The sequence below is a fragment of the Mesorhizobium sp. B2-1-3A genome, assembly GCF_006442655.1.
Classification (GTDB): Bacteria; Pseudomonadota; Alphaproteobacteria; order Rhizobiales; family Rhizobiaceae; genus Mesorhizobium.
In genome coordinates this window covers 639,880-663,550 of sequence record NZ_VFWK01000004.1, presented here as the reverse complement: position 1 = coordinate 663,550, position 23,671 = coordinate 639,880, and the positions used below count along the sequence as shown (strand labels likewise).

The following is a 23,671-nucleotide window of genomic DNA, read 5'->3' as shown; positions in this document are numbered from 1 at the left end:
AGGTTGGAAAGGTTGTTTTGAATTGCGCATCGGGGTCGATCTGCCGGCCATCATGCGATCTCATTGGCTGTTCTTTGACACTCACGCATCCGATCTCGGAACAAAGCTTTTTGGTCGCAGTTCTACCTGTTGAAGGGACGATTTTTTCAGGGAGATTTCCTATGAAACATGTTCTCATCACCAGCATGTTGGCGATCGGGCTCGGCTGCGGAACGGCAATGGCGCAGACACAGCAGCCCGCCGAAAGCCAATCCGGAGCGGACACCAATTGCGCCTCCGGCAAGGCCACCTGTCAGACCGGTTCAAAGATGGGCGAGCAAGGACAGCTCAAGACCAAAGTCCAGACAGACCAAAAGGCACAGGGCGGGGCTGGCGGCAATACCGACCAGCAGGCGCAGGGCAAGGCCAAGGTTCAGACCGATCAGCAGGCTCAAGGCAAGGCTGGCGCCACGACCGATCAGCAGGCACAGGGAAAGGCCAAGGTCCAGACCGATCAGGCGCAGGGCAAGACCTCTACGAAGGATAAGACGTCCACGAGCTCCATCAACAACGTGACGGTTGAGCAGAAAACCCAGATCACCCAGGCGATCAAGGAAACCAAGGTAGAGCCGGTAGCCAGCGTGGATTTCGATATCAACGTGGGCGTCGAAGTTCCGCGGCACAAGATCAGGCTGCATCGCTTGCCGGCGCGCATCGTCAAGATCGTCCCGGCCTACGAGGCCTACGAGTATTTCCTGCTCGCCGACGGTCGGATCGTCATCGTCGATCCGGATACGCTCAAGATCGTGTTGATTCTGACCTAGCGTATCCGACCGGTGGTCCGCCCTTCCGGAGTGACGGGTCCATTGCTTAGAGAGGATCACAGTCGGCAGGTGATACACGAGCATCACCCCGCCCGAGCCAGAAAACCCGCTATCCTCGAGGTGAAGATAGCGGGGATTAGCGGTCGCCGATGAAGGGACGCGCGCGGCGACCGTTCCTGACGCATTCTGTTAAATTCCGACTAAATAACCAACAACCGCGGTTTTGATTGCGACGTTCCATGCGATGAAATGAGATTAATGAGATTCTGTCTTGGGTTTTGGCGGCCCCCAGAGCCAATATTGACGGCGCATGGCGAAGAGAAGACCGCCAGAAGTTCCGGGCTAGATGCGCCCGAGCACGACCAGAATGATGATTATAAGCAGCACCAGACCGAGGCCGCCGCGCCATAATAGCCGGTGCCGTAGAACGGCCCGCCGCCGAGCCCGCTGAAGCCACCAAGCAGTGCAATAATCAAGATAATGATGAGAATGGTGCCGAGACTCATAGCCTTCTCTCCCGATGCGGCGCACCGTCCTCATTGCCGACGACGGCAACAGGGCCACCTTTCCTACCGCCGGCATGCGCCCCTTGTCATCGGTTTCTCGAGAAACGCATCCATTCGCTCCAGGATGCGCTTGGCCACGCTTGAGGGCTGGCCGAGCCAAATTGGCAGCCCGAGCACGAAGATGTCGGCCACCAGTATTTTGCTACGGAGTTTCGGCCAACCGTCACCCATGCCCATATCCGAAAGTACACAGGGGCTTTATGTCGTGGTCCAGCGCGCACGATTCGCCCTTCACCTCGTACGACACCCGCGCCGCCAGAAAACCGGCCAATAGCCGGTCGGTGGAAGATCTTTCCTTGTCACCCGAAGCTTTGAGCGAGCAATTGAGTGCGAAAGCCGTAAGCGGCATCTAAATCTCCTGTGGTGTCCTAATCACAACCCCGCCGACCACTTCGGGAGAGCGCGTTCTTGCAACACGTGCGGGGTCGCCCGGCATTGCCAATCAAATCGGCTCAGCGAGGAACGATGCTGCGATCAGATCGTCGCCGGCAATCCGGCCGCGGCCGTCGTCCATGATGGCAGCGACCTTTTGGAAGGTCTTTATTTCGGCGTCGGTTATGCGTGCTGCCCGCACTCTCGCCTGGAGATCGGCCAAGCGCGCCATAAGCGCTTCTGTCGTCTCGACTTCAAGGTTCATCATCTTCATTGTCCAGTTGAGGGGATTGGAATGCACAGCCCGCCGCCATGGGAAGCGGCGGCGGGCAATGGTAACTCGGTGTTCAGTCGTAGACTTTGATGATTTTGCGAGTGCTCGGATCCACCAGGACCGTGCGGTTGTCGACCACCACATAGCGGTATTTCACGTTGGGAACCTCGTGCAGTTCGACCGTGTCCGGCAGAGCCGTACCGACGTTCAGCTCGACGCCGGGTATCTTTACGGAAGCCAGCGGCTGCTTTTTCACGTACTCGCGCACGACGGTGTCCTGCTCCGGCGTGATGACAACGTCTTGTGCCGCAACTGCGCCAACGCCGGCCAAAAGCACCAGCGCCGCAGCGGTGCCGGTAAGGTGCATCTTCATGGTTTTTTCTCCTCTTGCATCGGGCGACAGACCATCGTCTGTGCGCCAGCCACTCGAACTTCACGGCATGCCAAACGTTCCTCGGACGGGCTTCGGTCCCACCCGGGCCAAGACCAAAGTCCGGCCACAAACGCAATGGTCTTACCTCTTGGGGCTAGGCGGAACGGCCTACGTCCAGCCTAGTTGTTCGTCCGATTTGGAGAAAGCACATGGACAAGAGTGTTGGCCAAGCACGCTGGTTGGATCGCACCGGTTTTCGCGGCAGCCGTTACCTTTCTGGTGATCGGCTTAGTCCTCGGCTGACATGTGTCATGGATCAGTATGCAGGCGGCTCCTGCAGGCAAACTACCCCTCGCCCGCGAGCGTGGCGAGGAAAGATCGTCGCCATTCTGCTGCGTCATTGCGGCTGATGCGCTTAAGCAGTGCACCGTGTCTGGCCGTCCGTTCCTCAAGCGGCATCTTGAGCGCCTTAGCGATCGCGTCTGCAACTTCATCGACCGCATAAGGGTTCACGATCAGGGATTCTGCAAGCTCTTCCGCCGCGCCAGCGAACCGGGATAACACAAGAACTCCGGGATCGCCTGGGTCCTGCGCGGCAATGTATTCCTTTGCGACCAGGTTCATTCCATCACGCAGGGGCGCGACCAAGCCGACCTGGCTTGCGCGCAGCAGGCCAGCTAGCCGCGAGCGTGGCACGGCTCGGTGGATGTAGCGGATCGGGGTCCAGGCCAAATCCGCGTATTTTCCGTTTATCGAGCCAGCGGTCGCCTCAAGCTGGGAGCGTATCTCGGCATAGGCGCTGACCTCCTCGCGCGTGGGTGAAGCAATCTGCAAATAGGTTGCAGCCCGCTCGTGTTCTGGGTGCCTTTCCAGAAGCCGTGCGAATGCTTGCATGCGGCCGGGCAATCCTTTGGAGTAGTCCAGCCTGTCGACGCCGATGATTTGCTTGAGGCCAAGAATCTGGCGGCGCATTGAATCGATCTGCACATCCTCCGCCGCATCGTTGGCCATGCGTGCGAACGAATCGACGTCGATGCCGATCGGAAAGCTTCTCGACAATACTGCCCGCCCCTTGGCCTCCGTTGCGCCCTTGATATCAAAGGAGATAGAATTGGTTGTCTCTACAGATCGCCGGAAGTTGGCCAGGTCCGTTTCGGTCTGCAAGCCAACAACGTCATACTGAAGCAGGTCATCGATGAGTTCTTCGTGGTCAGGCGTAGCGACAAAGAGGTCAGGCGGAGGGAATGATATGTGGAGGAAAAAACCGATCCGGTTCCCGACACCCAGCCGTCGCAATTCGGCGGCCAGAGGAATCAGATGATAATCATGAATCCAAATCAGATCGTTGTTGCCTGATAGCAGTCCTGCAAGCGCCTTAGCGAAGCGCGCATTGATTTGCCTGTAGGCTTGTAGAAATTCCCTCTGGTGTTTCACCAGATCGAGCCGGTAATGGAACAGCGGCCAAAGCGTACTGTTGGCATATCCATTATAGTACAAAGAGTACTCCTCGCGCGGCAGGGCCAGCGCCGCCATCTCGATCTTCCCCAGGCGTTCGACACGGATCAGCGGTTCGTCGCCCGCGGCAGAGTCGTAATATTCGTCGCTAGCTCCGAGCCATAGACCGCCACGTTGGGCCAATGCATCAGCGACGCCGACTGCCAGCCCGCCGGCTTGCGACATGTCGCGAATATTCCCCAACCGGTTCGAGACGACAACCAGTCGACGCGCATCACTGGCATTTTGCTTGGCCTCGCTCAATCCGCCTTCGCGCTCGATGCTAAAGCCAGTCGTTTGCGAGGCTTTACTGAGACTGTCGTTTGGTCGCTGAAACAAGAGCAAAATCCTAGGAGTGGAACCGGTTGGGAACGGTCCGCGCCTGCGATTGTTCCACTAAATTCTCCTTAGATTGCCCTCAGCGATCCCAGCAGACAATCAACTCAAATCTGCCTTGTAGCCGCCGGCGCTAAGGGTTCACCATTACCGCATTCAGGATGACACCAGTCGGTTGCGTAGGTGAGATAATCGGCCTGCCAAAGGGTAGCCTTCTCTTCCCCTGGAAGCCACATGGCGGTGTCGAGAACGTTGGCAAGTGCGTCCGGTCCAGTTATGTGCGGGCTGCGACTGGCATCCAGTTCCGGCAAAGGAGGCGGCGATTGAGCGCCCAAACGACTACGGCCATGCGGTTCGAGCGGTGCATGCCAAGGCGCACGGCGTCCTCAACCGCATCATGACCATCGATCAGTAGTTGCCGCGGAACTTGTTTTCGAGCCCGGCAAGACCAAGTCAATGCGTATTGGCTCGAAGCGTTCAAAGGCGTTGAGTGCCTTTACCAAAGTTTCCTGAACGAGGTCGTCCGCATCGTTCGGGGCCTGGTGGAATGTGTGCGCAAACGCCCGCAATGCTGGAGTGAGTTCCACAATGGAACATCGCCTCTTGAAATGAATGGCCAGCCGTTCCTGAGGGCAGAACTTTGCTCGTGATGTCGATGGACGATAACCAAGTGCCCAACCGAGATTCCAGACCGTTCACTGCTGCCCTGGCATCTCGGTATTGTCTAGCGGATTCTTTTTCACGCCGGCTGCCGGGGATGTGTCGGCTGGGGCATTGCCGCCTTGGTTCTGTTCCGGCGCTCGCTTCAGTGGCGATGTTTGCCACGATCCACCCGAAAGAGGTGTGAAGACAAAAAAGGCAAGCAAAGCGGCAAACACCACAGCCGCAATGACAACGCCCCAACCGAGCATCTTGCCGGTACCCCGCCGTTCTTGCTCCTGTGAGAGATGCTCGGTCATCATACGATCTCCTTCTGTCGCTTGATTATCAGCAACGTGTGTTGGTGAGCGCGGTTCCAACAGGAGGAGCTTAAATCGTCGCGCTCCAAAGCGCGACACGGCGACGTAAGAACTTGCTCGTGCCGGGCCGCCTGCGAACGGGTCAAATAGCGAGCGCTTCACAGATGGCGTCGAAGATGTGCGGCCTTTTTTCTGAGCAGAGCCTTGAGTTTCGAGAACGCCATTTCGATGGGATTTGAGACGGGGTGAGTAGGTGGCAACGGCAAGAGCCATGCGCCGCGCTTACGCACCAGGTCGGCCCCCCGCTCACTGTTATGGAAGGCGACGTTGTCGCGGATGGCTACATCGCCTGGCGTGAGTTCGGGAGCGAGTTGGGTCTCAACATAGATTTCGAAGCTGGCCCGTTCATTGGCTGATCGATGATCCACGGCGCGATCATGCCATGGCATCTGCGGCCGGCGATGAAGTTGTGTCTTCCAGGACGCCTCATGGGGCGCTGATCGTGCACCCGGAACTCGACACATCCATCCTCGCCACCAACGGCGAGACCCCCACCGACTCCGAAGGATCGGCTCCGCTCTTGGCCGGGTACTAGCCCCGGTTTCGCGACGTTTCCATTGCCAGATCGGTCGAGGTCGACTGGACCTCCGTGGTCGATTAGGACCAAAATCGCACCCGGCTAAGATTCCTCCTGCCCGGAATTGGAAAACCGTTCGCGCACCGAATTCTCGGCCGTGTCAGCTGTGGACCTGACGATATCGCCGAGTTGGTCGGCCATCGTGCTTCCGTGCATATCTTGCCGGCCAGCTTCCTGCTTAATTGTCTCATAGGCCGCGGCGGCAACCTCCTTCGCCTCATCAAGACCCTTGTTGAACGTGGCTTCGGCCTTGTCACGAACCTTATCTCCATAGCTGCCCAGTTGCTCATCCTCCAGTGCCGTGTGGGGCAGCATGGCACCTATCGCGGCACCTATGGCGAGACCGACCGCCGCGACCACCAACGGCTGGTCATTCAGTAGCTCCTGCCCCGAGAGGCCGGCCTTGGCAGCGATATCGCCAGTCGCCGATCTTGCACCGGCGGTGCTGCTCTTCAGTCTCTCGGCGCCGCCCGTTGCTGTGCTCGATAGGGTATCGCCGACACTGCTTGCAGCCGATGAAAGCGATTCAACAGCATCCGAGAACGTACTGCCAAAGCCGCCGCCCCTCGCTTCATCATGTTGCCCAGGCGCCGATGGACCACGGGAATTCGAGGTGCCGTTGCCGAACATCAACCAAGCCAGGCCCGCGCCCACCATGGTGATCGGCAAGGGATTATCCCTGACCTGCGTTCTAAGATTGGTGAGCATGGCTGAGCTTTCTCCTCCCGAGAAGATGCCGGCGAATTCATCCAGCAATTGTCCCGGGGTCATTTTGCCTCGAATGGATTCGGCTGTTTCCACCACCCTGGCACGCGCGGCCTCCGCCTCGCGTTCAAGTTCGGCTGCGGATTTCCCGTTCATTTTACCTGCTCCTTGATCACACTCGCGTCGCGCCTGAGCTGTTCCTGGGTTCTATCGGGAGCAAGTTCGGAAGGCGCCATGCTTGCCATCCCGGTGCGCAGCAGGACGGCGCCAAGAATTGCCACGACGACGCCTACCAACAGGGAGGACCACCCGGCGCCTAGCCCTGCCCGCGTCAAGGCAATAATGAGTGCTTGCAGCAGCACGAGCAGCGCCGCGAGCAGGCAGATCGCACCGCCCAAAACCTCAGCGGCGCCAGATCCAGCTTTGGAAAGCTTCTCGGACAGCTCTGCGCGCAAGAGCCTGGTTTCGGTTTGCACCAGCGTGGTGGCGTGCTGGGCCAAATCGGTCACCAGGGCCGCGAGGCTGGGATTGTCTTGTGTGTTCATCTGCCTTGCTCCGCTTGCTGCTCGGCGACATCATCGCCGATACGGTCATATCCCCCAGACCCGTCAGCCGAGTCAGCAGCAGTCTGCGAGACGGTCTCTCCCGAAGTATTCTGAGGTGTTTGACGGTTTGCCGGCGCAGAAGCCTTGATGAACCGCCCGAGCGCCAGTCCGGCCAACACTGACCCAGCAAGAAAGACACCCGGATTTTGGCGACCGAAGGACTGTACATCCTCAAGGACCTGTCCAAACGGCTTGTGTTTCAACGAGGACGAAAGCCGCTCCAGGCCACCGGCTGCGTCGAGAGAAAATTTCGAAGCGGTCCTTTCATCGTTGTTGGCCAGGTGATCGCTGGCCGCGCGCAGCGCACCGCTCAACGCCGCAAGGCTCGATGCAATGTCGCGCTGCGCCTCCTCCGCCTTGTCGGAAATGACATGCGTGGCTTCTGTTGCGTAGTCGCCGGCCTTGCTGGTCAATTCATCGCGAGCATCGTGGAGCAATTCGCTCGCACGTTGTTTCTCTCGAAGAAGCGTGTCTGAAACTTCGCTTTTCGCCTTATCGAAATCAGCGGGCTGCAAGCCCTGGGCATCATCATTCTGCATGGGTCACCTAATGAAAACCGAGGAAGGAGAGGACCGCGAGTACGACAACGATGAGACCGATGAGATAAATGACACTGTTCATGAACTCGTTCCTCCTTACTCCCCAAACTTCGAATCGCCAGCGATGTTCCATGAGCAAAGAGCTTTGCGATCGAGCGCTCATACGGCGCCTGTCGTCAGCAACACTGCAGATCAGGAATGGTGGCTCGCCGCCAGGTGCAGCGGCCGACTACAGTTCGCAATTCGCTGGGGACCATTCGGCACCACACGAAGCAGCGCTAACTCTGCCGCGATCCCTGCCTCAACGGCCTAGCGACGCCGGCGTAGATCTGTGGCTTTTTGTCGAACAGGAAAGTGGGTCACATTGGCCTGCGTTCCCTCGACATCTCCGACGGGATTTGGTCCGGCCTGCTCAATGCCTTTGCCGTTGTACAGCTGAAGGTCTGCAATCCCGACTGCATCGAGGCAGGCGCGCGCCTGCAGCAAACGTGCTAGTTCCGGGCGCAGCCCGTCTCCTCTGTGGGCGGCGAGCGCATGCAAGGACATGAAAATGCCCATCCATCTGACCTTTCATCGGCAAGCCGGGATCATCTCCCTCAGGCGACCGCGGACTTGCTAGTCTTGCCTTCACAAAATGCCCGATAGCACTTTTGTTGACCGAGCAACGCGGCATCACGGGCGAGTTGCGGGTCGGGCAAGATCATTTTTACGGCGATTTTTCACTGCCCTCGCCAAGAAACTCGACCACGACGTGCTCCGGCTCGGCATGTACCGCTGTATCGAGCACCTGCATCTTCGTCTGGCTGTGTTCATGTGCTCAAAGTAAAAGCTGCTGCCGGTCTGAAAGTTCCGAGCCGGAATGGTTCCCCAGTCGATTTTCTAAATACGGCGATCCGTGCTTGAGCCATGTCGCTTGGCCAAGTGCGACTTGCCTTGCCGCCCGCTGCCAGGACGACGACGATGACCCCAGGCATCCCGAGACGCGTCTGTATTTTGCGGAGAAACTGTGTCCCAGGAACGGCATCCGACACCGAGGGCCGAGGCGGCGGCGTCATTAGGTCCCTAGGCGATACCGAGCTCGCGGCGGCGAACGCATATTCTCTCGTTCGTCAGCGGAGTTTAAGGCATAACGAGAACAGCCGTTCGGCTCGTTAACGCAGGATGCTGATGCCGCTTGGGATCAGGCAACTTTTGAAAACAGAGCGACGTCACATTTGGCCAAGCCGTAGCGCCACCGATGGTCGGTCGTGGCGACCCGGCTCTGGTAAAACAATGAAAGCTGGCTGCCTTCGATCACCACTGTCGAATGGCCGTTCTCTCCAGGTTGGCCAGGTTCCAGCACCGGACCGATCGAGACGTAAGGCCCGCCAACCTCGTCGGCGATGGCAAAAAACACCCGTTGCCGGCTTCCCCTCAAGCCATTCGGAAGAAAGCAAGTGGCATTGAGAAGCACTCGGCCGTCCGGCAACTCGATCAGTTGCGCGCCCTCTATGCCCCATTCGTAGTCGGGATCATCTTTGGTATTGTGGTGAGGGACCTCATTGTGGTCGAGGATCTTGCCGATCCGCTTCCAGGGACCGAACCACGAGTCGGACTGGCTGCGCGCCAGATAGATGTCGGGCTGCGGCACCCTGGTGAATTTCGGCATGGCCGAATAGACCAGGTAGCGCCCACTGCCAATGACTGCTGGATGCGGATCGTAAATGCCGTCCTCCTCCGTGTCGGGAATGGCGAGAATAGCCGGGCTGAGCACCACCCAATGGAACCCGTCGTTGGAAACCGCGTGCTCGCAACGGCCGCCAGACTTCATGAACTCGGTCTGGATGAACATGTGGAAGACGCCGCTCTCATGGATCACACCGGGAGCCGCAACGCCAGTGCCGCTGATCGGAAGCTCGATCGGCTCATGCTCGGCCCACGGTCCATAGAGGTCGGGCGCCGAGGCATGCAGGATTCTCCACGTTTCGGTGGTGACCGTGCCGCTTGACCCGAAGACGTGCCACACGCTGCCGTCGAAGACAGGACACGGGTCCTTGAGATCATCCACGCTTTGCGGATGAAACAGCGGAAAAATGTTGCTTTCAAAGTCGATCTTCATATTGGCCCCGGAAACCGCCCAGGACTCGCTGTCGCGCAGCGAGGCGGGCGAATCAATTAGTGGACTGCACAATAAAACAAATGAGTTCAACATAAATGCGGCAAGGCGGTTCTCCACCGGCATTCCCTATGTTCGCCAGGCTTTCACTCGCGCCGGAGATCCACAGCCGTTCTTACCCGCAACGATCTTCGCCCCGCCGACCAACGCAAGCGCTGCGCCCTCTCCGCTCACGCTGGAACAACTCACCTCGTCGAAAGTTAGGAGCGGGAAACGAAGTTTATTTCCCCTCCACCTGCCATTAACAAATGTTAATCGCAGCATAAAATAACCGTCTATAAAAAGGAATATGTCTATGGAAGCAGCATTTGGCAGGTTAACCGCTAGTAAAAATACCCGCCGCCAAGATCTACTGGTTTGCTTCTCCCATTTGCGATGGAATTTCGTTCACCAGCGTCCGCAGCATCTACTCACTCTCGCCTCCACGCAGCAGACGGTGATATACTTTGAAGAACCTGTCTTCGAAGACCTGGCTCATCCGCTGCTGCGAACAAGCGAGGTATCGCCCGACATTCTGGTTGCGACACCGGTGCTGCCGCTTGGCATGTCGGCCGCCAAAGCAGACGCCGTTCAACGGAGATTCGTTCAGCAGACCATAGCTTCCAGGACGTACAGCCGGCTGACCGCCTGGTACTACACGCCGATGGCCCTCCGCTTCACGGAGTACCTCAATCCGGACATATGCGTCTATGACTGCATGGACGAACTCTCCGCGTTCAAGAATGCGCCTCCCGAACTGGGTCAGATGGAAAAGGCTCTTCTGCGCCGGGCCGATCTCGTTTTCACCGGCGGACTAAGCCTATTCGAGACCAAGCGTCACCTGCATCATGCGATCTTTCCCTTTCCGAGCAGTATCGATGTGAGGCATTTTCACACCGCAAGACAGCCAGGAACGGAGCCAGCCGATCAGGCCGGCATTCCTTTTCCCAGGGTCGGGTATTTCGGCGTCATCGACGAACGGCTGGACGTAGGCCTCGTGGCGTTGGCGGCAAAGACCATGCCGGACGTGCATTTCGTCATGCTTGGCCCGGTCGTCAAAATCGACCCTGAAAGCCTTCCACAAGCCGAAAACCTGCATTGGTTAGGCCCGAAAGCCTACCGCGATCTGCCCGACTATTTGCGCCATTGGGACGCCGGATGGATGCCGTTTGCACTCAACGAGGCGACCCGTTTCATCAGCCCGACCAAGACGCCGGAATTCCTCGCGGCGGGTCTGCCTGTGGTCTCGACGGCGATCGTCGACGTGGTGCGCAGTTATGGCGCTGCCGGGCTGGTTGAAATCGCCGACTCTGACGATCTGGAAATCAAGCTGCGCTCCGTTCTTTCGCGACCGCGCCAGATGCTCCTGCAGCAAGTCGACGCCTATCTCCAAGACATGTCTTGGGAGAAAACGTGGGCTGCCATGGGCGGTCACATCGAGCGCGCCTATCAGCGCAAGAAGGTTGTCCCGCTTCGCAGGAGTGCATAGCCATGTTCGACTGGCTGATTGTCGGCGCGGGGTTTGCCGGTAGCGTGCTTGCCGAAAGGATAGCGTCGCAGCGTCACGAAAGCGTTCTCCTGATCGACCGCCGCAGTCATGTCGGCGGCAACGCCTATGATTGCTACGATGAAGCCGGCATCCTTGTTCATCGTTACGGGCCGCACATCTTCCACACCAACAGCCAGGCAATCGTCGATTACCTGTCTCAATTCACTGCGTGGCGGCCATACGAGCACAGGGTGCTGGCGGCGGTGGACGGGAAGCTCGTTCCCATCCCCATCAATCTCGACACGATCAACCGCCTTTACGGGCTGGACCTGACCTCGACGCAGCTGGAGGATTTCTTCGCTTCGCGGCGCGAGACGGTAGAGGACGTCCGCACGGCCGAGGACGTCGTCGTCAGCACCGTGGGACGCGAGCTCTATGAAAAGTTCTTCCGCGGTTACACGAGGAAGCAATGGGGCGTCGATCCCAGCCAACTGAGCAAATCGGTGACGGCACGCGTGCCGACCAGGACCAATCGTGACGACCGCTATTTCGGCGATAGCTTCCAGAAGATGCCGGCCGGCGGGTACACGCGGATGTTCGAACGCATGCTCGACCAACCGAACATCAAGATCATGCTGCAGACCGATTTCCGGGAAATTCGTGACGAGATACCGTTCAGGCGCGCAATTTATACCGGCCCGATCGATGAATACTTCGACTGGCAGCTCGGGCATCTTCCCTACCGCTCGCTTCGTTTCGAGCACGTTACCCTGGACCGCGAGCAGTTTCAGCCGGTTGCCGTCGTCAATTATCCCCAGACCGAGGATTATACGCGCATTACCGAGTACAAACATCTGACCGGCCAGCAGAGCTCGCGGACCAGCCTGACCTACGAATATCCCACGGACATCGGCGACCCGTACTATCCGGTCCCGAGGGCCGAAAACGAAATGCTCTACAAGCGCTATGAAGCACTCGCGGCAAGCTGCCCCGACGTGTGGTTTGTCGGTCGGCTTGCAACTTACCGCTACTACAACATGGACCAGGTAGTCGGACAGGCCTTGGCCACATTCGCGCGCATCCAAAAAAGCGTCCCGGCATGGGCGCGCACGGAGGAGCCGTTGGTGGCTGAGCCAGGAAGATAGGTTTCGAAGCGGCAGATCGGGCGGGAACCAGAAGGAGGAATGCAATGGACACGCACTTCAACTCGGAAAGCCGAGAAATATTCATCGTTGGGTTGCGCAACGCGCACGCTATGGAAAATCAAGCACTGTCGATCATGAAGCCTCAGGTCGAGCGTATAGAGAACTATCCGGAGGTAGCCGATCGCTTGCGCCGGCACATCCAGGAAACCGAAGGCCAGATGACGAGACTCGAGTCGGTCCTGGAGGGCCTCGATGAGGAACACTCCACTCTGAAGGACACTGCCTTGTCGATGGTTGGCAGCGTTGCAGCCATGGGACATTCGATGGCCGGCGACGAAATCATCAAGAACAGCCTGGCGAATTTCGCATTCGAGAACTACGAGATTGCTGCCTACAATTCGCTACTCGTACTCGCCGAGGCCGGGGGCTTCCATGATGCTGAAAAGGCGCTTAAGCAGAATCTGAGCGAAGAGGAAGCCATGGCCGATTGGCTCAGGGCGAATCTGGGTGACGTCACCATGCGGTATGCTAAGCTGCGCGAGGCCGGGGCAACCGCAAAAAGCTAGATGTTTGGTCCCGGCATTTGCTGGAGCGGATTGAGTTTGAACCTTTCCGGTTGTGAGGCCCACGCCTTGCAGATGAACTCGTAGGGTGTGAGACCCTTGAGGGTCTTGAGCCTACGGGCAAAATTGTAGGCTGCGACGAAGTCGGCGAGATGGGTGCGGAGTTGGTCATGGCTCTCGTAATAGAACCGCTTGACGGTGGCGTCCTTGATAGTTCGGTTCATTCTCTCGACCTGGCCATTGGTCCACGGATGCCTAGCCTTGGTCGTGCGGTGCTCGATGTCATTCCTGGCGCAGGCGTATTCGAAGGCGTGAGCGCGGAAGATCTCGCCATTGGCGATTGCCTCCTTGATCAGCGGCACGGCCGAGCCACCGGCACCGGGGGTGGTGAACTGGATGCCATTGTCGGTAAGCACAGTGTGGATCTTGTAGGGAACGGCCGCGATCAACCGGAGCAGGAACTCTTTAGAGATGGCTGTGGGGGCCTTCTCGTGCAACTCGACGAAGGCGAACTTCGAGGTGCGGTCGATAGCGACGAACATGTGCAGCTTGCCCTGCTCGGTCCTGACCTCGGCAATGTCGATGTGGAAGTAGCCGATCGGGTAGCTCTTGAATTTCCTCTTCGCCGGTTTGCCGCCCTCGACATCCGCAAGCCGACTGATGCCATGGCGTTGCAGGCAACGATGCAATGAAGACCGCGTCAGGTGCGGGATAGTCGCCTGAAGCGCATAGAGGCAGTCGTCGAGCGGCAGCAGCGTATAGCGGCGAAAAGCGACAATGACCGCCTCCTCCTCGATCGAGAGCACCGTCGATCGCGGTTCCTTCGGACCAGTCGGTAGATCGGCGACCGAAGCTCGCCCCTTCCACTTCGCAACCGTCTTCTGGTTGATCCCGTAGCGCTTGGCCAGCGTCCTCAGGCTCTCTTGACTATGCTGTATCGCTCGACGGACCGCCTCTGTCGTTGTGGCGCTCCCATGCAGAACTTGGCCCATAGCGCTTCCTTTGATTCGGAAGATAAGGATGCACCATCAAAACCTGGGATCAAACATCTAATCCACGGGGCGGGCAGCGTCCGAACAGACGCTCGCTCGCCCTTCCCTCGTTATCGGCCGCCTCTTCGAGGCGTAGTGTCTAGGGCGTCGTGTTCGCCACAAAGAGGGCTTGCTGACGGGCCAGTTCATCTGCTGTGGGTTTGCGTAGGTGTCGCCTGCCATCAGCCTGAATGACGGAAAACAAACCCACCTCCGCATGTCGCGAATTGTCCCAGCCGGGGTACGCCGTTATCGGGTACAGGCAAATACCCTCGATCGGCGCTCCGAGACTGATGGCGGAACGCACCTCGTCGCAGACATAGTGGAGCCAAGCCGGCCCGCCAGACCCCTCCGAGCCGGTCTCGGCAATGAACATCGGCTTATCGTACCGATCAGCAACCTCGAGCAACATTTCCGACAAAGCGCGGTACTCATGGTGGCCCATGGGAATCGTCGGCCCGTTTATGTACCATTGATTGTGTGGATAAAAATTCAGGCCCACGACATCGACAACATCTTCGCTCCCGCCCAGCTCAGGTTCGACGCGGCCCAGCAACATGTCGTAAGCTTCAAACTGCCCCTGACGGGCGTTTTCGGCGCGACGCCGTTCGCTGCGGGTCCGGTCGCGAGGAGCGATATGGATGAGCGGCTCGGCCCAGACAAATCTGCAGGCGGGGTCGATCTCCCGCATTGCATGAACACCCGCTATGGCGGCCTTCACCAGATGGCGCTTGAACCATCCGCGTTTGTTCGGCCCGACGCGCGGGAAATACCCGACCTCGACAGCCCAGGAGAAAAAGGAGATTTCGTTGATGGGGCACAACAGAGGGGGTGTTCCGGCGATCGAACGGTGTACCCTAACGGCTTCTGCCGCGAACGAGGCATAGGCATCGATGAAATCCAGCGATCCCTGATCGACATGGTCTGGGGATCCGTAATGGAAGATGTCCCAGATAACCTGGACACCTGCCGATCGGGCCGCCTCGACCAACGGCGCCCAACTTGACCAGTCATATGTTCCGGGAGCGGTTTCGATCAGATGCCATCGCAGTCCGTCGCGGACGGTGCGAAGGCCGAGTTCGGCGCAGCCGCGATAGTCGCCCAGCGCATGCAGATTATGCGAGGTCGCCCGTACAAGATCGAGGCGAACGCCGTCCTTGCGCCGGTGCGACGAGCACTCAAAGCCTGCCATGAAAAAGCTGGCGAAGCGCGAAGCTTCCGGAACCGAAGCTTCCATCCGGTGCTTATCCTTGCATCCCACTTCCCTCATTGGAAGCCTCCTTTGGACAGTCGGCTTCGAACTGGGCCGCCTTGTTCGGACCGTAAACCGTGTTGGCGAAATGCCGCATCCAAATCGGGCGCGCGCTATTTTCGTTGCTCGGTCCAGCGTCCCTGCATGTTCTGCCAAAACCGATTGGCCGAGCCTTTGTTCCGATGGTGGATAGTCGACGATCCGGGTGGAGAATGAGGAACAAGGAGGGCCGTGCCAAGTTCGAGGCGATGTACCACCGCCGCCGATAACTTAAGCGGCTGCGCAGCAACAACAGAGGCACGGGATTATGACCGTTCAGATTCGACTTTCCGAGATCGACCACGCCAGGCGCGAGGATCATGGCGACGGCGCCTGGAGCATTGCACCGGACCTGGGCTATTTGCGGCTGCCAATCGTCAATGTGGTGTTCTTCGGCGCACCGCACAGCGGAGATCGAAACTGGGTGCTGATAGATACGGGGTTGCCAACGTCGCGAAGCAGCATTCTTGCGGTCGCGGAAAAGCGGTTTGGCATCAACGCACGGCCTGCCGCGATTATCCTGACTCATGGTCATTTCGACCATGTGGGAACGGTTCTTGACCTCGCGAAAAGATGGGATGTGCCCGTCTTCGCGCATCCACTCGAACGCCCCTATTTGAATGGAACCGAATCTTATCCGCCACCGGATCCCTGGGTCGGGGGCGGTCTGATGGCGCTGCTTTCGCCGCTCTTTCCACGTGGGCCAATCGATCTTGGCAACCGGCTGCAACTCTTGCCTACCGACGGATCGGTTCCCGGTATGCCCGGATGGCAATGGCTGCACACACCCGGGCACGCCCCTGGGCACATTTCGCTCTGGCGCGAGGAAGACCGTTCGCTGATCGTAGGGGACGCTTTCATCACCACTGGTCAGGAGTCAGTCTATGAGGTCGCCGTTCAGGATCTCGAGATGCACGGTCCACCGCGCTACTTCACGCCGGACTGGGACGCGGCGGAAAGATCTGTGAAGCACCTGGCTGCCCTGAACCCGCAGATGGTCATAACTGGACACGGTGCGGCTGCTGCAGGAGTGGGCATGCGCAAAGCGCTTGAAAGCCTGGCTGAACGCTTCACGGTCTTCGCCGTCCCGCCGAAATTGAAATTCGTGCGCGAGCCAGCGACGGCTGCGAATAGCTGAGGCAACCGAGCCGCCGCCGTTCTGAATATGGTCACGTTGAACAGACCCCATCTCCCGAGCAGGTAGATACGGTTGCGCGCCCATCGCCCACAACTCTAACAAGCGGAACAATCGCGGGAGGCGCCAGTTAAGGCGTTGCTCGGCGCAGGCGACTGCGGCCAGTGGCCCGAAATCCTTCGTCAGGAGCCTACGTCAGATCGAAAACGAGCACCCCTTAGGGCGTGCTCTTCGCTGGCGCGGCGAACGGCAAGAAGTTGCTCGAGCCCACACGCGTCGGCATTCGCCGTGACCAGCGTCGATTCGCTCATGGGGCCAAACCGTGGAGGAGACCAAATCGCAAATCATGGAAGATTGGCGATCGCGATGCGTGGCGTCATGGCTTACCAAATCGTGACAAGCTCGACGAATTGATTCCGGGAGCGGGATATCTTAACCAAACGACCCGCAACGCGGGATTCTGGATCAGATAACAATCGGCGTGTCCAGGGCTGACCTTGGTGAGATCCTCGACCAGTTCAAGGAGGTGGGGGCGGGATCGAAGGTCGATTCGTGGGTCGGCAGTGGGCCAAACCAGCCTCGATTCGAGGGACGTCGATGCGGCAAGGGACGAAGGTACACTCACGTCCATTTCGCTGCAGACGGGCCTTTCGCGCGAGGAGCTAATCAGAAGGATTGCGCGGGAACTACCTGAGACAATCGACGAGATGACGCCGAACGGTGAATGGCCGCCCGAGCCGACACAGGGCTTGGCCGGATCGACACTGCTCGACAATGTATCGTAAGGATATAGCCAGGAGCCGGCAGCAGGCCAAGGTCCAGAGTGGCAACTTTACATCGGGTCGGATTCAGCAAGTCGCAGAGCCTGTCAGCCGCACATCTACCGGGCGTTGAGAAACTCACCCCGCTCATGGCTTCCCCAGGCTTGCATGGAGTGGTCGACTTAGCTCTGCCCTATCGCCGTGCCGCTGAATTGAATTTGCGCACGAGCTAGCGACGGTCGGAATACCTGGGCGTAACCGAGCCGCCACTGTTCCAATTCAGGCCAGGTCGAAATCCCGGAGGGTCATGCCAGATGACGGCGACCTGCTCGTTCCGGAAAACTGCATGATCGCCGATGACCATGTAAAGGCGGGACAAACCCGGGAGGTGACAGTTAGGTCGCGCCTTGAAGTTGGTTCAAAGAACTTCAGATGGAAAGTGCGCAGAGCGCGTGCCCTACGGACGCGTCCTCTCCGGGATTGTTGGTGAAGTTAGTGCTGCTGGATCCTACACAACTCCCTTTTCCTCGTGGCGCACTTCTGCGTGCTGATCGTGGCGCTGGTCGTTCTAGGCTCCATCTGGATTATGGGTCACCTGAATGAGAACATGGCTGCCATGCCACCCCACCAGGCCGGAACTATGCCTTAACCCGCCCTGACGCCTGAGATGATCTGAAGCTGGTCGCATTGTGCCGCCGCGGGTGAGGATAAAAGCGTCAGACCTCGTGCTTTGGCTGGACTGTACGCATGGCGTCAAGCGCCAAGCGAACGGCATCGATGCTCGACACGCGGGGCTCGACCAACCTGAAAATCAGGCGACCGTTTCGGTACTCCAGGCCCAACGCCTTTCGGTCCAGCCATTGGGAAGCCAACGGCTTCTTGCGCAAGGTGATCGCGGCGGCTTCGGGCCCAACGTCGATTTTGCCGACACCCAGCTCCGACGCTGCTATCCGCAACCTGGCAAGTTCCAGCAAAACCACCACTTCGCCGGGCATGTCTCCGAAGCGGTCCTCGAGTTCTTCGCTGAACGCGTCGAGGTCCGGCTCCGAACGCATGCGAGAGAGCCGCGCGTAGAGACCAACACGCACCGCAGGCTCGTTGACATAGCTTTCGGGAAAGGCCCCTTCTGCAGGGACGTTGATGTCGGCAAGTTGCTTGTCAGGCTCGGCCACTCCTCCAGCCGCCGAAACCGCCCGCTCCAGCAAGTGCACGTAGAGCCCCACTCCGATCAGTTTCATATGCCCAGCCTGATCTTCGCCGAAGAGATCTCCGGCTCCGCGTAGGTCAAGATCCCTTTGACTGATTGCCAGGCCGGAGCCAAGCCGATCGAGCGCAAGCATCGTCGAAAGCCGGGCCCTGGTGCTCTCGGCCAGTTCGACGCCAGGCTCCGTCAGAAGAAAAGCCGCGGCCTGTACCGCTCCTCTACCGACCCGACCCCGTAGCTGGTGCAACTGCGCCAGACCGAACCGGTCCGGGCGCCAAACAATGATGGTATTGGCTCGCGGCACATCGAGCCCGCTCTCGATAATGTCGGTGCTCAACAAAATGTCGCCATCACCGTCAGCGAACCCGACCATGACTTCGTCCAGCTGCCTCCCTTTCATTTCACCATGCGCCGTCTTGACGCCGAGTTCCGGCACCAGCCTGTTCAACTGGTCAGAGACGGGGCCAATGTCCTCGATGCGAGGAACCACGAAGAAGCTCTGTCCATCCCTATGAAATTCACGCAAGAGGGCCGCGCGAACAGATGCTGGATCGAACGCCGCCAGGATCGTACGGACCGGACGCCTTTTGGCGGGCGGAGAGTTTAGAACGCTGACATCCTGGATGCCCGACAGGACCGATTGCAGCGTCCGCGGTATCGGGGTCGCGCTCATGCTCAGAGTATGTAGACGGGGCGCCATGTTCCGCAGGGCCAGCTTCAACTTGACGCCGAACCGGTGCTCCTCGTCAATAATCAGCAGTCCGAGATTGGCGAAGGTGACGCTCCTGGACGCCAAGGCCTGAGTACCCACAACGATCGCAATCTGGCCGCTCCGCAGGCCCTCTTTTGCCGCTTTTGCCTCCGCTGCCCCGACCATCCTTGACAGGTGGGCGACCTGCAGGCCGGTTCCTGCGAAACGGCGGCTGAACGTCTCATAGTGCTGCCGTGCCAACACTGTTGTCGGCGCTACGACCGCAACCTGTTTCCCGCAGAGGGCGGCGGCGGCGCAAGCACGCAAAGCCACCTCTGTCTTGCCGAAGCCAACTTCACCGCAGATGAGCCGGTTCATTGTTCTCCGCGACGAAAGGTCGTCGAGCACGGCGCGGATGGCGGCGGCCTGGTCAGGAGTCTCGGTATAGGGAAATTTCGCCGCAAAACGGGCCAAATCCGCGCGGGAGGGCTTCATGATCTCGGCAGGCTGTGTGGACCTGACCTTGGCAAGGCCCACCAAGCGCTTGGCCAGCCTGTCGATCTCGCGCAACGCCGCTTCGCGTCGCTTGGGCCAGCCCTCGCCGTTGAGGCGATCGAGCGAAACTGCCTCCGGTTCCGAGCCGTAGCGCCATATTTTCCCAAACTCATCGACCGGAACCAGCAAGGAAGCCCCGCCATGATATTCCAGCCTGGCAACATCCTGGTGCTGACCAGCCAAGTCGATCTGTTCGACGGCCGCGAGCACGCCCAGGCCATGGTCTTCATGGGCGACGACGTCGCCAATACGCAACTCGGGTTCGAGTATATTCGTGGCCATGCCGGCATCCGCCTTCAACGCGGGGCCAAACAGGTCGGCTGCGGCGACCATCGCGATACCGGATTGCGCGTCGACAAACCCTTCATCGAGGACGAAGCCAGCCTTGAGAAGAGAGCCCCTAGCGGCCGAAAGTATTTGCGGTAAGGCGGCCGCTTCCTCTGCCCGCCGGCCGAGCTTTCTATTGAGCAGGCGATCTGCTCGCTGCAGTTCAGAGGCATCGCCGGTTAACACCACCCTGGCCCCGGCGCTTGTCTGCCTTGTCACGAATTCCACGAATTCATGCCCCGGTCGAGCTAAGCGAAAGAATTTGGCAACTCGGATGGCAGAAACGGCAAGTCTCGTGCAGCGGTTATGCACGGCAGCATCCCACTCTTCACGCGACAGGTAAAATTGTTCCGGCAAAGGTTTGTCCCGTCCAGCAGCCTCCTGCCTGGCACGGCGTGCATCCTCGACCAGGTCCAGAATTTTGCCGAGCGGCTGCCCGTCGGTCCCTTCAAGGAGGGAGATCGAGGCGCTCGGCGCCGTATCGAAGACAGATGGCATAGCGCCATATAATGCGACCAGGCGCTCCTCCATCGACGTCGCGCGCCTTGCTGACAGCTCAGGATGCTCACCAGCTTTAAACATCAGCTCGGATGCCGGCCCGACAGCAACTGAGTCTCGAAGCTGTTCGCTGAGCTGACTGATCGGATCGTAGGTCTTAAGCTCTCGAATGCAGCTGTCTGGACCAACGACGACGCGAACGGGGCCATCCGCGCCAGCGGGGAAAATGTCCATGAGGTCGCACCGAAAAGCTATTTCACCCGCTTCGTCGACCCTCTCGTCGACGACATAGCCAATTGCTTCGGACCTGGTTCTGAAATCATCCCGGTCGAATTTTCGTCCCACCTCCAGTATTGCGAACCCGCCGGCAATGACCTGAGCAGGCGGCACCCGCTGCAGACTGGCTTCGATCGACATCACAGCGATGCGCGCACGATCGGGCTTCGTTGCCATCTTACGCAACGCACGAAGCCTCCGCCCCATATTGGCGCGTGTGGGCCACACCCTGTCGTAAGGCAGGCAATCCCAGGACGGCAGGAAGATGACATCCACGTGCGGCAGGAACTGACGCAAAGCCCCGGCGATCTCCTCGGCGCTGCGTTCCGAGGCAGCTATATGAATGATGTGCTTCTCCGGACTGGCCTCCAGCCCGCCGGCCAGCGCTGCCGCGATTGCTGAAGATGGCGGGACACCCTGCTCTATCGCAGACCCACTGTCATCCGTGTGATCGATTTGGTCGACATCCGTCCGCGAAATATGCCTGTTCACTGAAAATCTTACCTTTGGCTGGGAGAACGTCAGCGCAGCGACCCCGTTCCCGGCGGCGCGCACTAAAGTATTCCAGGACGGGCAGCCGGTGCGGCCTTGATGCATTGCCGTGCCGTGCGGTGGCGCCGTCCGCCGCCGTTACTATCTGCACATGCCGAATTGCCGAAATGAAGATAACCACGCGACGATCTCGTCGCGAAACCCCGCTGCCGGCGGAACTTTTGGGGCGAATAGTAGTTCGGTCACCAACATCAGCCAGGTAGTCAATTTGTCTCCCACCTCATCCTCGGATGTACTCATTCGCAAGCTTCAGACCATCTCGGATGTTCGAGAGGCTGACATCGGCGTACTGAAAGGCATTCCGATCCAGGAGAGGGACTATTTGGCCAACCACGATCTGGTGCGTGAGGGCGACCGTCCTGTTTATTCGTTTATTGTTCTGGATGGGCTGGTCGGGTCCACCAAACATACAGGCGAAGGCAAGCGACAAATCACCTCATTTTTCGTGGCCGGCGACATTCCTGATCTGCATGGGCTGCATCTGCCGGTGATGGATTGTAACTTCACGACCCTTACGCCGGCCCGAATAGGCTTCATGCGGCACGACACACTACGCAGCATTTGCGATCAGCACCCTCGCATCGCCACCGCTTTTTGGAAGTCGACATTGATCGATGCCGCGATTTACAGGGAGTGGGTCACCAATGTGGGAAGACGTGAAGCCTATACCCGCATGGCTCACATTCTCTGCGAACTGATTTTTCGCTTGCGCTCGATCGGGCGCATTGAGGATCACGTAGCGGACCTTCCCATCACTCAGGCAGCCCTTGGCGATGCGTTGGGACTGTCTACGGTCCACGTCAACCGCATGCTCCAGGAACTAAGACGAAGGGGCCTGATCGCTACCTCGGGATCGAAAGTGCATGCACTGGACTGGAACGGCCTCACTCACGCAGGAGATTTCGACGCGACCTACCTGCATCAACGGAACCCTGCGGACAGGTGACGGAAGCCCTCCGATGGCACGATTTTACTTTGACAGCGGCGATCGCGATCTGACCTTCGAAGACGAGATAGGCGTCGAATGCGCTGGCCTTGAAGAGGTCCGCCGCGCGGGATTCGAAGGCCTTATCGACCTCACGAGGGAGTCACTGAAGAGTGTCGACGGCCAGCAATTGTTTGTCGAAGTCCGTGATGAAAATAGCGACAAGATTTTGCGGCTGAGCCTCTCACTTCGGGTCGAATTGTTGAAGTAGGTTTGGACTATAACCTCCCGTCTGGCCGAGCGGATTTTGGACTGCATACATCCGCTGCGGATTGTCACACGAAGACGCCGCTAATATTTCCGATTGCGACATACGATCGAGGGTCGATGCAGCGCGCAAGGACAAGACTGGCAGCCCTGCTGGGATGAGCACAACATTGGACAAACCCAAATTGATGGTCGGCCAAGCCGAGTGGTGAGCCGCGCCCTCGCCTGCAAGCTGCGTCTCGACACCGTCATGCGGCCTGTAACCGTCCAACCTGCAGATTGTTCTTCGACCGTCTCGGGTTTGCTATGCACGACCGGGAACCATCAAAGAGCCGCCGAGTTCGACCAGTGGACAAGCGCGGGATCTCAACACGGAAGAAGTCGGCAAAGCACAACAAAAGGTCCTAGCCCACCTCATACGGCAGTGGATTTCATCGAATCGGCGCCAGCTTCGCTATTTGCTGGACTTGCCGACAGACGCGGAAATGCCCAGAGAGCATCGGTCGTTGCTTGACGAACTCGACCGAAAGCTCAACCAGTAACGGCGCTCGAAATCAAGCGACAGACAAATGAATCGAGCCGGGTAGCCAAGGGACAGGAATCGAACATCTGGTCGAGGTCACGCACATTGACCCCAAGCAGGCGGGGACGCTCCTTCGCCGGCACGGTGCCGATTGGCCGAAGCTCAAAGACGGAGCGGAGGTCCTCAACAAGAAAACCTAGTCATCACCTTCCCAAGGATTGTCGAGAAAGCTGTTCGAGTTCGTCCTCGTCCGTTATCCCAGCTTGGTAGTAAGCCAAAATGCGCGATGCTCGCCGTTCTCTCTCGGTTTCGGTCTCGTTTTTGGGATTGCTGCGCGCCAGGACGCGGCTCAGTACGGCAAGCTCTGATGGGGTGAAGGCGTCTCTATGCATTGCGTCGACTCCGCACCGCGCGCCTCGGAGGGGAGCCGAGGCGGGCTCACACTGGCGGGGCCAGCCTCCGATCCCGGGGCAACAGGCGATTGTGCAAAAAGGATTGCCCGGCGCGGCCTAACGCCGGATAGGACAGAATGTTCCGTGAGTTTTGGTTAGGCCGAAAACAATTAGCCAAGAGCCCCAGAAGCATGCGCACGGTACCGCAAGTAAGACTTACCGGCGTGCGACCCAGTCAACAGCCCGGGC

At 58.9% G+C, this 23,671-nt stretch carries 21 protein-coding genes and 3 pseudogenes; 8 read left to right on the top strand and 16 right to left on the bottom strand.

Translation table 11 applies throughout. From position 1 onward, the window contains the following. Positions 1-161: 161 nt before the first annotated feature. A complete protein-coding gene (locus FJ977_RS18990; protein ID WP_140773752.1) occupies positions 162-803 on the top strand; it encodes a DUF1236 domain-containing protein in 642 nt (213 codons plus the stop codon). Between the two features lie 342 nt (positions 804-1,145). Here the strand turns inward: FJ977_RS18990 and FJ977_RS18985 are convergent. The 13 genes and pseudogenes from FJ977_RS18985 to FJ977_RS18925 form a co-directional block, all read right to left on the bottom strand. Next, a pseudogene (locus tag FJ977_RS18985) lies at positions 1,146-1,309 on the bottom strand (DUF3309 family protein). 14 nt (positions 1,310-1,323) lie between these two features. Next, positions 1,324-1,718: pseudogene (locus tag FJ977_RS18980) on the bottom strand (NAD(P)H-dependent oxidoreductase); the annotation flags it as partial. A 93-nt stretch (positions 1,719-1,811) separates the two neighbouring features. Further along, on the bottom strand, positions 1,812-2,009 hold the full coding sequence (locus FJ977_RS18975) for a hypothetical protein (protein ID WP_140773751.1): 198 nt from the start codon (positions 2,007-2,009) through the stop codon (positions 1,812-1,814). A gap of 79 nt (positions 2,010-2,088) precedes the next feature. Beyond that, the gene (locus tag FJ977_RS18970) at positions 2,089-2,388 is read right to left on the bottom strand and encodes a DUF1236 domain-containing protein (protein ID WP_140773750.1); all 300 of its coding nucleotides are present in this window, start codon (positions 2,386-2,388) and stop codon (positions 2,089-2,091) included. Positions 2,389-2,733: 345 nt separating this feature from the next. Next, positions 2,734-4,146 carry a trehalose-6-phosphate synthase gene (locus tag FJ977_RS18965; RefSeq protein ID WP_246683182.1) on the bottom strand — a complete coding sequence of 471 codons (1,413 nt, stop codon included), beginning with the start codon at positions 4,144-4,146 and terminating at the stop codon, positions 2,734-2,736. Positions 4,147-4,685: 539 nt separating this feature from the next. Beyond that, positions 4,686-4,838, bottom strand: a pseudogene (locus tag FJ977_RS18960) (sigma factor); the annotation flags it as partial. Between the two features lie 75 nt (positions 4,839-4,913). Next, the gene (locus FJ977_RS18955) at positions 4,914-5,177 is read right to left on the bottom strand and encodes a hypothetical protein (RefSeq protein WP_140773748.1); all 264 of its coding nucleotides are present in this window, start codon (positions 5,175-5,177) and stop codon (positions 4,914-4,916) included. A gap of 158 nt (positions 5,178-5,335) precedes the next feature. Then, positions 5,336-5,605, bottom strand: coding sequence for a transposase (locus FJ977_RS18950; RefSeq protein WP_181179951.1), 270 nt, complete (start codon positions 5,603-5,605; stop codon positions 5,336-5,338). A 251-nt stretch (positions 5,606-5,856) separates the two neighbouring features. Beyond that, positions 5,857-6,675: a DUF3618 domain-containing protein gene (locus tag FJ977_RS18945; protein WP_140773746.1), complete on the bottom strand. Its 819-nt coding sequence runs from the start codon at positions 6,673-6,675 to the stop codon at positions 5,857-5,859. Then, positions 6,672-7,064, bottom strand: a complete 393-nt coding sequence (locus FJ977_RS18940) for a phage holin family protein (protein WP_140773745.1) — start codon at positions 7,062-7,064, stop codon at positions 6,672-6,674. Before FJ977_RS18940 ends, FJ977_RS18945 begins: the two co-directional genes overlap by 4 nt. Then, positions 7,061-7,663 carry a hypothetical protein gene (locus FJ977_RS18935; protein ID WP_140773744.1) on the bottom strand — a complete coding sequence of 201 codons (603 nt, stop codon included), beginning with the start codon at positions 7,661-7,663 and terminating at the stop codon, positions 7,061-7,063. The genes FJ977_RS18940 and FJ977_RS18935 overlap by 4 nt, the downstream gene beginning before the upstream one ends. 309 nt (positions 7,664-7,972) lie before the next feature. Next, positions 7,973-8,221, bottom strand: a complete 249-nt coding sequence (locus tag FJ977_RS18930; RefSeq protein ID WP_140773743.1) for a hypothetical protein — start codon at positions 8,219-8,221, stop codon at positions 7,973-7,975. Between the two features lie 622 nt (positions 8,222-8,843). Further along, positions 8,844-9,884 carry a hypothetical protein gene (locus FJ977_RS18925; RefSeq protein WP_140773742.1) on the bottom strand — a complete coding sequence of 347 codons (1,041 nt, stop codon included), beginning with the start codon at positions 9,882-9,884 and terminating at the stop codon, positions 8,844-8,846. Between the two features lie 229 nt (positions 9,885-10,113). Between FJ977_RS18925 and FJ977_RS18920 the strand changes: the two genes are divergently transcribed. The 3 genes from FJ977_RS18920 to FJ977_RS18910 are packed head-to-tail and all read left to right on the top strand — an operon-like array spanning position 10,114 to position 12,997. Further along, a complete protein-coding gene (locus FJ977_RS18920) occupies positions 10,114-11,286 on the top strand; it encodes a glycosyltransferase (RefSeq protein WP_140773741.1) in 1,173 nt (390 codons plus the stop codon). Positions 11,287-11,288: 2 nt separating this feature from the next. Continuing rightward, on the top strand, positions 11,289-12,431 hold the full coding sequence (gene glf, locus FJ977_RS18915) for a UDP-galactopyranose mutase (protein WP_140773740.1): 1,143 nt from the start codon (positions 11,289-11,291) through the stop codon (positions 12,429-12,431). Between the two features lie 44 nt (positions 12,432-12,475). Then, positions 12,476-12,997 carry a ferritin-like domain-containing protein gene (locus FJ977_RS18910; RefSeq protein WP_140773739.1) on the top strand — a complete coding sequence of 174 codons (522 nt, stop codon included), beginning with the start codon at positions 12,476-12,478 and terminating at the stop codon, positions 12,995-12,997. Here FJ977_RS18910 and FJ977_RS18905 read toward each other — a convergent pair. Then, positions 12,994-13,986 carry an IS481 family transposase gene (locus FJ977_RS18905; RefSeq protein ID WP_140773738.1) on the bottom strand — a complete coding sequence of 331 codons (993 nt, stop codon included), beginning with the start codon at positions 13,984-13,986 and terminating at the stop codon, positions 12,994-12,996. The genes FJ977_RS18910 and FJ977_RS18905 overlap by 4 nt on opposite strands. Before the next feature lie 139 nt (positions 13,987-14,125). Next, entirely contained in the window at positions 14,126-15,262 is a 1,137-nt protein-coding gene (locus tag FJ977_RS18900) for a beta-glucosidase (protein ID WP_140773737.1), read from the bottom strand. Positions 15,263-15,584: 322 nt separating this feature from the next. On the opposite strand from FJ977_RS18900, the gene FJ977_RS18895 reads away from it, so the two are divergent. Beyond that, the gene (locus tag FJ977_RS18895; RefSeq protein ID WP_140773736.1) at positions 15,585-16,454 is read left to right on the top strand and encodes an MBL fold metallo-hydrolase; all 870 of its coding nucleotides are present in this window, start codon (positions 15,585-15,587) and stop codon (positions 16,452-16,454) included. Between the two features lie 497 nt (positions 16,455-16,951). Then, a complete protein-coding gene (locus FJ977_RS36290; protein WP_348643215.1) occupies positions 16,952-17,236 on the top strand; it encodes a YidB family protein in 285 nt (94 codons plus the stop codon). A gap of 692 nt (positions 17,237-17,928) precedes the next feature. Here the strand turns inward: FJ977_RS36290 and FJ977_RS18875 are convergent. Then, positions 17,929-21,255, bottom strand: coding sequence for a DEAD/DEAH box helicase (locus FJ977_RS18875; protein ID WP_246683178.1), 3,327 nt, complete (start codon positions 21,253-21,255; stop codon positions 17,929-17,931). A gap of 109 nt (positions 21,256-21,364) precedes the next feature. On the opposite strand from FJ977_RS18875, the gene FJ977_RS18870 reads away from it, so the two are divergent. Then, positions 21,365-22,261, top strand: a complete 897-nt coding sequence (locus FJ977_RS18870; protein WP_246683174.1) for a Crp/Fnr family transcriptional regulator — start codon at positions 21,365-21,367, stop codon at positions 22,259-22,261. A 13-nt stretch (positions 22,262-22,274) separates the two neighbouring features. Beyond that, on the top strand, positions 22,275-22,511 hold the full coding sequence (locus FJ977_RS18865) for a hypothetical protein (RefSeq protein WP_140773735.1): 237 nt from the start codon (positions 22,275-22,277) through the stop codon (positions 22,509-22,511). The last annotated feature ends 1,160 nt before the right edge of the window (positions 22,512-23,671 follow it).